Raw genomic sequence first — 9,230 nt, 5'->3', positions numbered from 1 at the left:
TCTACCAGCGGCGGCTGGATTTCCGTGTTGCGGTTGTGGCGGTTGACGACGGTGTCCGTCTCCTCCGCCTTGCGGATCTGGAGGCGCTGCCGCCCCGCCTGCCGGTGCGCGGTCAGAACGGCCGGTCGCCCGCGATGGCGACACGCTCGGCGACCCGGCGGTGCGGACCGTAGTCGTTGACCGCGTAGTGCTGGGTCGCGCGGTTGTCCCAGAAGGCGACGTCGCCCGCCTCCCAGCGGAACCGCACCTGGAACTCGGGCACATGGGCCTGCTGGAACAGCAGCCGCAGCAGCCGGTCGCTCTCCTCGCGCTCCAGGCCCACGATCCGGGTGGTGAAGGAGACGTTGACGAACAGCATCCGCCGGCCCGTCTGCGGGTGACGCCGCACCACAGGGTGTTCGACCGGCGGGAACAGGTCCTGCAACGGTGCCAGCCGGGCGACGGGCGAGAAGCGGGCGAAGCCCGGGACGAAGTCGTGGACGGCGCGGGCACCGTCGATGCGGTCCTTCACCTCCCGCGGCAGGTTGTCGTACGCGGCCGCCATGTCGGCCCACATGGTGTCGCCGCCCGCCGGCGGCACCTCGCGCAGGTGCAGCACCGCACCCATCGCCGGCCGCTCGCGGAACGTCACGTCCGTGTGCCAGACGTTCTCGAACGTGGGGACCGCGGTGCGGTCGAAGCGGACCACGTCCGGGGCGTCGCCGGTGGCGAGCAGCGGATTGGTCTCCAGCTCACCCCAGTGACGGGCGAACGCGCGCTGTGCCTCGCAGGACAGGTGCTGCTTGCGGAAGAACAGCACCTTCCACTCCAGCAGGGCGCGATCGAGCTCGTCACGCACTGCCGGTGACAGCGGAGCGGACAGGTCGAGGCCGCGGATCTCGGCGCCGATGGTGCGCCCCTGCGGAACGAGTCCGAAGAGCTCGTACGGGCGGTCCGCCCATCCTTCCGGAACCCGCCGCAACTCACGGGGGCCTTCGTACATGCCGTCGGCGGGGATGCGGTGCTCGCGCAGTACCGAGGGGGCGGGGCCGGGTGCTGCGGCTGTCGCGGCTGTTGCGGAGGTGAGGGTCATGGGGCTCCTCTGGAAGTCGGGCCGGCAGGAGTGCGGACCGCCGGCAGCGAGGGCAGGCACACGGGCAGGGTGGAGAACACGGAGAAAGGCGAAGCCGAAGAGACGGACGGGCGCGAAGCGGGCCGACGTCAGACGGGGCGGCGGCGCTCAGCGACAGAAACGGGCCGGCGGGGATCCCACCCGGCCGCGGCGGCGCAGAAAGCTGTGGCCGCGGGGCGCGCACTCACCGCGAGGGCCGCTGTGGCGGAGCTCCCCTGTACGGCGGTTCGAGTACGTTCCCATACCGGGCACCGTACCCCAGCCGAGCGACCGCTGCCGGGCAGGTGGTTCACGGCATGCCAAGTCCTCGGCGCGCGCGAGGAGTCCGGCTCGTGCACGAGCGGCCTCGTCCTGAGGGTACGGCGTAGACGATCTACGCCCAACGCATCACCGTGCGTCACACGTGAAGCGCAACATGCGTCTGGTCGTACAACTCGCACACCGTCCGGCCCGTCAACCTGGTGCATTCACAGCCTCAACAACCGTCACTCCATGAGGGACTTCATGTCCGACAGCGGGCAGCTTGCCCAGACCGGCATCGGCACGGTCGTCATCGGCGGCACCGCCTACTACATAGGCGGCTGGATGGTTCTCGCCGCGGCCGTACTCGTCATCACGGGCGTGGTCCTGCTCCGCCTGAAGTTCCGGCCCGGGCGCGGCGTGGGCGAGAGGTGACCGGCCGCCGCCGCAGAACGCCGGTGCTGGCTGCCCGCCAGCACCGGTCGGGCACCATTTTCATGGCCATCGTCGTCCTGGCCATGGCCGCCGTCTGGACCGCGCACCACGCGCTCGTCGCGTCCGCGTACGACTCCACCACCACCGGCCGTCTGTCGCTCGTGTGGACCGCTCTGTTCGTCGTGTTCATGGTGCAGACGCTCATGTACCACCTGGAACGCCCCCGCCGGCTCTCCGCCCGCGGCGCACGGCAGCTCTCGGGCCTGCACGTCGCGATCCTCATGCCCGTCTACAACGAGGACCCCGGCTACCTCAAGCTCGGCCTGGAGTCCTTCCTCGCCCAGACCCGCAGGCCCGACTCCGTGCACATCGTCGACGACGGCAGTACCTCATCGGACTACGCGGAGGTCCGCGCCTGGTGGAACCGGGCAGCGCCCGAGGCCGGCGTCGCCTTCACCTGGCAGCGGGTCCCCAACGCCGGGAAACGCCACGCGCAGGCGCACGGCGTGCGGGTGAGCCCCGAGGCGGACGTCTACATCACCGTCGACTCCGACTCGTGCCTCGCGCCGAACGCCGTCGAGGAAGTGCTGATCCCGTTCTCCCGGCCCCGTGTCCAGTCCGTCGCCGGGATCGTGATCGCCACCAACAACCGGGCGAACCTGCTCACCCGCGTCACCGACCTGTGGTTCGTGACCAGCCAGCTGGTCGACCGCTCGGGCCAGTCCGCTGTCGGCGCCGTCATGGTCAACTCCGGCCCGCTGGCCGCCTACCGGGCGCCGGTGATCCGCGACAACCTCGACAGCTACCTGAACGAGACGTTCATGGGCCGTCCCGTGATGTTCTCCGACGATTCCCTGATGACGCTGTACGCGCAGGAACGCGGGCTGACGGTGCAACAGCCGTCGGCGATCGTGTTCACCGCCATGCCCGAGAAGTGGAGCCATTTCTCCCGCATGTATCTGCGGTGGATGCGGGGCTCCACCATCCGGTCGGTGTGGCGTATGCGCTACCTGTCGATGGCCCGTCCGGCGTTCTGGCTTCATCTGCTGCGCTGGTTCCAGATGTTCCTCACGCAGATGGTCACCGTCTGGCTGCTGGTCGTCGAGCCGGTCGCCTTCGACAACCTGCCGCCGGCCACGATGCTGTGGGTGCCGTTCATCATCGGCTGGGCCCAGGGGCTGCGCTACCTGGGCGTGATCCGCAGCGACGAGCGTATCCGCTCGCGCGCGCTGACGTGGCTGATGATGCCCGCGGCGATCGTGCTGGCCTGGACGGCGCTGCGCTGGATGCGCTGGTACGGCATCGCCACGTGTGCCCGCACCGGCTGGGGCACGCGGCAGAACGGCGCCGAGGTCTCCCTTGGCGGAGCGGGTGCCGCCGCCCCCGTGCCGCCGGCCCCGGCCCCCGTCGCGGGGCCTGCGGTGCCCGCCGGGCGCCACGCCCGCGGCACGCCCCTCGCGCAACTCCTCGCCCCGGAGAGCGAGCAGACGCTGCGGATCGCGCTGCCCCGCAGGTAGCGGTGGCCGCGCCCGCCCCGCGGCCACACGGGTGAGACAACGCACCAGGTCCTGGACCGGCCACGCTTGCCGATCCGGCCCCCTGCCGGCCTTCCAGCCCTCCCTCACGCCGGGCGAGGCGCTGGTCGGCGTGGTTCTCAAAATCCCGGTGCACGGCGACCGCGTACGCACCGGACGGCGGCCGGTCCCGGAGGACGTCGGCGCGGTGACGGTCACCTGGGGCGGGCTGCTCCTGCCCAGGGTCGACACCGAGGACCAGGGCGCTTCCGTCACGTGACGGTTCCGGCGGCCACCGGTGGGCCGGCGGTTCCGGATCCGGGTCCGGAACCCCTCTTCGGCCCTTCCCGAATGGCGCAATAGCCCGAAATGCCTATTGGATGGAGCGAAGCGTGCGCCCTGGTGGCGCACGACAACCGGAACGGTGTGTGCCACCGGAAGTTCGGCGAACGGAGCCGCGCCATGACAACCGACCCGACAATTCCCTCTACTGCGGACAACGACGACCGCTCGAAGCCGCCCGACGCAGTCGCCGCGTACATGGCCTCCGCCTACGCGGCCGCCGCGGAGGCCGGAACACCGGAATCGGCCCAGGAGGCAGGTGACGAGCCCATACGCACTCTGCTCTGGACGGCAGCCACGTACCGGCCGCTGGACGAGGTCGCCGCGCTGGTGAGTCTGCTCCATCGGACCGGAGCGGTTCCCAGCCCCGGGGACGAGGCACTGCGCGCAGCCGCCGTGGCCCGTCCCCTGGACGAAGTCCGGCAGCTAGTCGCCCTGTTGAACGAGCATCCTCACGAGGTCGACGAGGCCGGCACAACGCTGCGCGCCGCGGCCGTCGGCAGGCCGATCGAGGACGTGGCGCAGCTGGTGAGCATCCTCGGCGCCAACGACGGCGACCACCGGCACCCGGCCGGTGCGGCCGCCGCCCACGAGGACCGGACCGCTCCCGGCGGCGGGAAGACACCGGACGGCCGCACCACCGGCGACAAGGCCGCCGCGCCGCCCGTCGAACGACCGGACAGCGGCCAGGGGCGGCCCACGAACCCTCCTCAGGGCGCCGCGCCGCCCGTCGAACGACCGGACAGTGGCCCGGGGTGGCCCACGAACCCTCCTCAGGGCGCCGTCCCGGTCGTCGGCGACGTGTTCACCGCCGGACAACAGCACGACGACACCCCGCCGGCCCTCCGTTCCGTACTGCGGTGGTCTGCGGCCCTCGCGCTGTTCGCCTGCGGCCTCATCCACCTGCCGACGGACTTCGCCCATCTGCGCTCCGGCGGATACGCGGACGCGCTGTCCGTCGCCGTCACCGTGTTCTGCCTGGTGCTCGGCATGTGGCTGGCCGTCCGGGACACGGCGCGCGTCTGGGCGGCAAGCGCCGCGACCGCGATCGGCGTCGTCGCCCTGCACGTGCTGGCCAGCATCGGGACCATGGACCTGCTGGAGAGCAGTCTGGGCGAGTCCTTCGCATGGGCGGACGCCGCGGCGGTGTCCTTCGCCGCGTTCGGCGCGGTCATCTCCTCTTCGGCTCTGCTGCGCCGCCAGAAGGAGCCCGACGCGACCAACAGCGCCTGACGGACGGGCGCGGCCGGACCACCGGCCGGACTGTACCCGCCGGCCGTGGAGGATCACGGCCGGCGGGTACGGGTGACCGCACCGCCCGGATGCAGTGATCAAGAAAATCGCAGAACGGCCACATGGCACCCCATGTGAAGAGTCATCAGCCATGAAGAGCCATCAGCCCGGGCTGCGCACCGCCGGCCGTGGGCGCGGCGGGCGTCGCCGGGCCGGACGCCCGAAAGGTCACGGAGAACCCGTTCCTACCGGACGTCGCCTCCGGGGACCCGCTGCTTCGACCGCGAGACCGAGAACAACACCGAGAACAACTACGCGGACGAAACGTCATCACCCTGGGGCGGTCCTGGGACAGGTGGACTTCAGAACCGCCTCCGAGGCCACCGCACCCGGCGGGACGCTCGCCACAGCCGCCTCGTTCGCCACCCAAGTCGGCGCACCCGGGCCCACCCCGGTCCGGACCGGCCTTCACCGGCACACGTGCGGCGTTATCGCGTCCGCCACGGGGGTACCCCTAACCACCGGCGGCCCCACAGAACAGAACCGGCCGTCGACACCGAGAAGTGAGGTGTACGCGATGAGTGAGAAGGAATCCCGGAATCCGGACCGTGAGGACCGGCCACGCAGGGACCTGGGGCCGGGCGCCCACTCCGGTGCGGAGCGCCAGGCGCAGGAACGGGTCGTCCCCGGAACGGCGAGCGCGCACGAGGGCTACCCCACGAAGGGCGGAACAGCCGACGGCGAATCCCTCGAGGGCGTGGAATCGTCCGGTGAGAAGGGCGTGCAGCGCCCCGCCGAGGGCAGCGCCACCGACACCCCCGCCGACCGCAAGCGCCCCAGGTGACCTCGGAAAACGGAAAGGCGGTCTTTGTGATCACTGAGGAACATGTCCGGGATCTCCTGCGCCCGCGTGCGGACGACCCGACACTGGTCGTTCTCCAGGGCCGGGCACAGGTGGTCCCCGCGGCCGAACTGGGCACCGACCGCTACCGGGGCGCCCTGGAGGTGGCCTCGGCCGGTGATCTCGCCCGGCGCATCGGCTCCCGTACACCGTCCGACCAGGACATCGCTGCGCTGGCGAGCACGCTGGACGCGACCGTCACGGAGCTCGGCGGCTGAGCGGCTCCCGCCCGTCCTCCGCTCCTGCTTTCCCTCCTGTTTGCCCTCCTGTCCTGCCGTTCCCGTGCGGTCCGTTCCGGCGTGCGCGCGGCCGCTCCGGCGCTCCCCCGCGCCCCTCGTCACCCGCGTGGCGTACCTGAGACGGCCGTCGGCCCGCCACCGCGTTCCACTGGAGACGACAGCGCAGGTACCGGGACGTGTGAACCCGGTTCACAGTGCATGGAGTGGAATGACAATGGTCCAAGTTTCGATCGTCGTGCCGTGCTTCAACGAGAGCGAGGTGCTTGAGGTCTTTCACGAGACCCTGGTCACCGCTCTCGAACCGGTCGGGGCGACCTTCGAGATCTGCTACGTCGACGACGGCAGCACGGACCGGACCACAGTGCTGCTGAGAGAGCTCGCGGGAGCGGATTCCCGGGTGCGTTACACCTCCTTCAGCCGGAACTTCGGCAAGGAATCCGCCATGCTCGCCGGTATGCGCATGTCCCGGGGCGCCGCGGTCGTCCTCATGGACGCCGATCTCCAGCACCCTCCCGAGTTCGTCCCCCGCATGCTGGAACTGCACCAGCACGGCTACGACCAGGTCATCGCCCAGCGCGACCGTACGCACGAAGGGGCTCTGCGGACCGCGCTCTGCCGCGCCTACTACCGCCTCGTGCGGCGCTGCATGAACGTCGAGATCGTGAACGGGGCGGGCGACTTCAGGCTCCTGTCGCGCCGTGCGGTCGATTCCCTCCTGTCGCTTCCCGAAAGCAACCGCTTCTCCAAGGGGCTCTTCTCCTGGATCGGTTTCGACACGGTCAGTTTCACGTACGAGAACGTCCAGCGGGCCGCCGGGCAGTCCAAGTGGAGCGGCCGGCATCTGCTGAACTACGGCATCGACGGGCTGCTCTCCTTCAACAGCCGTCCGCTGCGCCTGGCGATCCACACCGGGCTCTGGCTCTTTCTGTCCGCGCTCGTCTACGCGCTGTGGATCATCGCGAACGCCGTACTGGACGGTGTCGAAACGCCCGGTTACGCGACACTGATCACCGCCGTCGTCGCGCTCAGCGGAGTCCAGCTGGCCACTCTCGGCGTCATCGGGGAGTACGTGGGGCGCATCTACGACGAGACGAAGCACCGACCGCACTACGTGGTCCGTGAAACGGACGAGTCCTCCGCAACGCTTGCCTCCGGCCTCTCGCTGGAGCCCGCGGGACGGGCGCGGCCGGAGACATGACCGCTCCGGCGCTGCGTCAGTTCGCCTCCTTCGCCGCGATCGGCCTCGTCAACACGGCCGTCTACTACGCCGTGTACGCCTCGCTGAACATCTGGCTGCCCTACCTGGTCGCCCATGGTGTGGGCTACGCGGTGAGCATCGTCGGGTCGTTCCTGCTCAACTCGTACGTCACCCTCCGTACGAGACCGACCTGGCGTGCCTTCGTCCGCTATCCCCTGTCGGGCGTGGCCAATGTCGTGGGCAGCGGAATCCTGCTGTACGTCGCCGTGAGCAAGCTGGGCATGGACGAGAACATCTCGGCCGTCGCCGCCGGTGTCCTCGTCACCCCGCTGTCGTTCCTGCTCGCCCGCTGGGCCATCACCTCCGGCGCTGCCGCCACCCGGTCCTCCGGGCCGCAGGCGCGGCGGGAGCCGCCGGGGCCGAAGGTCAGGGAAGCCGATTCGAGTAAGTGACCCGGTCCAGGCGGTAGTAATCGGCGACGCACCCGGCCGGCCAGACGTTGCGCCCCTGGCCGCCGAACGGCTCCAGCATCCCGCCGACCGACAGCGGGGTGTACGGCAGTACCTTCGCGCCCTTCGCCGCCCCGGCACGCAGGTACTGGTCCTGGCGGTCCCACTTCTGCGCCCGTACGCGCATCTCCTGACCCAGGTCGTAAAGCGGGCCGGCCAGTCCCAGGACGGCCGCGGCGCACACCACCGCGGCAACCGGCGTGGCAACGGCCGCCGCGCCCGTGCTCCGCTCCCGCACGCTCAGCGCACGTCCCAGGAAGGCTCCGGCGCCCACGAGGAGCAGGACGTACAGCAGGAGGTAGTCGTTCCAGGTCCGCTGGGCGGTCATCACGCGTGCGCCGAAGACGGGGTAGGTGATGACGGTGCAGAGGTAGCCCGAGACGAGGAAGACGAGCGCTCCGAAGAACGTCCACAGGAGCGGCCGGCACGGCAGCAGGACCGGTGAAGGCCCCCGGCGGCCCCGCGCCAGCAGGCCCAGCAGCATCCCGGCCGCGAGCGCTCCGACGTACTGCCAGGTCGTGAGGACGGTCTCCAGGATGTGTACGTAGCCGCGCAGCGACGCGATCAGCGACTCCGGGGCGAGCATGGATGCGCTCTCCAGGCCGAACCGCTCGCGCCGTCTGCGCCCTCCCGGGGACACCGTCAGCACGAGCGTGCCGATGACGGTTCCCGCCATGCCGGCCAGGGCCCAGTAGCGGGCGGCGGCCCTGGCCCGCTCGGTGAAGATCCAGCGGCCGAGCAGCACGACGCCCGAGAGCACCACCAGGCAGACCACCGACGTCTCTTCGGAGAGGGTGCCCATGAAGACCCCGGCCAGCAGCACGACGGCCAGGGCTGCGATCCTGCCCCGGCGGCTGCGCGCCCGCAGCAGCGGGATGGCCGCCGCGCAGGCCAGCACGGGGGCGATGGTGTGCGACACGGAGGCGGCGGGCCAGTAGAACGTCTTGTACGTGTTGGGGGTGGCGAAGAGGAAGACCGCCGTGACCATGGCCGCCACGAACAGCGGCACGCCGCGGGGAACAGTCTGGCCGGCCCTGCGCAACACCTGGACCGTCAGGGCCCACAGCAGGGTCAGCATGAGGACGCCGCTGATCAGGCCGAACCACTGGTGACCGGCGACCGGGAACTTCGCGTACGCGCCGACGAGCAGGCCGTTGCCGATCCGGCCGTTGTCGGTGAGGTAGAACTTCTCGACCATCCCCCAGACGCCGAGGTCGCGCACTTTGGGCAGGAAGCACCACTCGTCGGCACTGGGACGGACGTGCCGGCCCAGCCACGAGGCCGCCGTGAGCAGCCCGAGCGGCAGCAGGGAAAGCCCCGCCACCCACGTGGCCGTCGACAGCCGGAAGAGGCTCCGGCCCCTCCCCCGCTCCGGACCGCCTCCGCCCGGTACCGGTTCGCGCGGGGTGGCGACACCCGGTGCAGCCGTCACAAGTTCTCCTGTCCTCCGCCTGGACCTGGAGGTGAAGCCCTCCACCGCACGGCATCGTGACCGGCCGCTGTTCATC

Annotated in this window: 10 protein-coding genes; 8 read left to right on the top strand and 2 right to left on the bottom strand. The window is 70.7% G+C overall.

The window, feature by feature from the left end:
* Window positions 1–112: 112 nt before the first annotated feature.
* Window positions 113–1,072 (bottom strand): TauD/TfdA dioxygenase family protein, encoded by a 960-nt coding sequence (locus ACWD0Y_RS29235; RefSeq protein ID WP_450263322.1) that lies wholly within the window; start codon window positions 1,070–1,072, stop codon window positions 113–115.
* A gap of 531 nt (window positions 1,073–1,603) precedes the next feature.
* Between ACWD0Y_RS29235 and ACWD0Y_RS29230 the strand changes: the two genes are divergently transcribed.
* The 8 genes from ACWD0Y_RS29230 (at window position 1,604) to ACWD0Y_RS29195 (ending at window position 7,665) form a co-directional block, all read left to right on the top strand.
* The gene (locus ACWD0Y_RS29230; RefSeq protein ID WP_450263321.1) at window positions 1,604–1,786 is read left to right on the top strand and encodes a hypothetical protein; all 183 of its coding nucleotides are present in this window, start codon (window positions 1,604–1,606) and stop codon (window positions 1,784–1,786) included.
* A 62-nt stretch (window positions 1,787–1,848) separates the two neighbouring features.
* Window positions 1,849–3,303, top strand: a complete 1,455-nt coding sequence (locus tag ACWD0Y_RS29225; protein WP_450263320.1) for a glycosyltransferase family 2 protein — start codon at window positions 1,849–1,851, stop codon at window positions 3,301–3,303.
* Window positions 3,304–3,433: 130 nt separating this feature from the next.
* A complete protein-coding gene (locus ACWD0Y_RS29220; RefSeq protein ID WP_450263319.1) occupies window positions 3,434–3,580 on the top strand; it encodes a hypothetical protein in 147 nt (48 codons plus the stop codon).
* A 182-nt stretch (window positions 3,581–3,762) separates the two neighbouring features.
* Window positions 3,763–4,875, top strand: a complete 1,113-nt coding sequence (locus ACWD0Y_RS29215; protein WP_450263318.1) for a hypothetical protein — start codon at window positions 3,763–3,765, stop codon at window positions 4,873–4,875.
* Window positions 4,876–5,452: 577 nt separating this feature from the next.
* Window positions 5,453–5,719, top strand: a complete 267-nt coding sequence (locus ACWD0Y_RS29210; RefSeq protein ID WP_450263317.1) for a hypothetical protein — start codon at window positions 5,453–5,455, stop codon at window positions 5,717–5,719.
* Between the two features lie 26 nt (window positions 5,720–5,745).
* Window positions 5,746–5,994 (top strand): hypothetical protein, encoded by a 249-nt coding sequence (locus ACWD0Y_RS29205; RefSeq protein ID WP_093797347.1) that lies wholly within the window; start codon window positions 5,746–5,748, stop codon window positions 5,992–5,994.
* Between the two features lie 229 nt (window positions 5,995–6,223).
* Complete coding sequence (locus ACWD0Y_RS29200) at window positions 6,224–7,213, top strand: glycosyltransferase family 2 protein (protein ID WP_450263316.1); 990 nt, start codon at window positions 6,224–6,226, stop codon at window positions 7,211–7,213.
* Window positions 7,210–7,665 carry a GtrA family protein gene (locus ACWD0Y_RS29195; protein ID WP_093797351.1) on the top strand — a complete coding sequence of 152 codons (456 nt, stop codon included), beginning with the start codon at window positions 7,210–7,212 and terminating at the stop codon, window positions 7,663–7,665. The genes ACWD0Y_RS29200 and ACWD0Y_RS29195 overlap by 4 nt, the downstream gene beginning before the upstream one ends.
* Here the strand turns inward: ACWD0Y_RS29195 and ACWD0Y_RS29190 are convergent.
* Window positions 7,640–9,154, bottom strand: a complete 1,515-nt coding sequence (locus tag ACWD0Y_RS29190) for a DUF6056 family protein (RefSeq protein WP_450263315.1) — start codon at window positions 9,152–9,154, stop codon at window positions 7,640–7,642. The genes ACWD0Y_RS29195 and ACWD0Y_RS29190 overlap by 26 nt on opposite strands.
* Window positions 9,155–9,230: the final 76 nt, after the last annotated feature.

This window comes from Streptomyces altiplanensis (assembly GCF_053591575.1).
Note: the sequence above shows the minus strand (reverse complement) of the source record. Positions and strands in the feature narration are given on the sequence as shown.

Coding starts and splice junctions, on each gene's coding strand:
- ACWD0Y_RS29210 (WP_450263317.1), top strand. CDS start 5,453: ATGAGTGAGAAGGAATCCCGGAATCCGGACCGTGAGGACCGGCCACGC.
- ACWD0Y_RS29225 (WP_450263320.1), top strand. CDS start 1,849: ATGGCCATCGTCGTCCTGGCCATGGCCGCCGTCTGGACCGCGCACCAC.
- ACWD0Y_RS29200 (WP_450263316.1), top strand. CDS start 6,224: ATGACAATGGTCCAAGTTTCGATCGTCGTGCCGTGCTTCAACGAGAGC.
- ACWD0Y_RS29230 (WP_450263321.1), top strand. CDS start 1,604: ATGAGGGACTTCATGTCCGACAGCGGGCAGCTTGCCCAGACCGGCATC.
- ACWD0Y_RS29235 (WP_450263322.1), bottom strand. CDS start 1,072: ATGACCCTCACCTCCGCAACAGCCGCGACAGCCGCAGCACCCGGCCCC.
- ACWD0Y_RS29195 (WP_093797351.1), top strand. CDS start 7,210: ATGACCGCTCCGGCGCTGCGTCAGTTCGCCTCCTTCGCCGCGATCGGC.
- ACWD0Y_RS29215 (WP_450263318.1), top strand. CDS start 3,763: ATGACAACCGACCCGACAATTCCCTCTACTGCGGACAACGACGACCGC.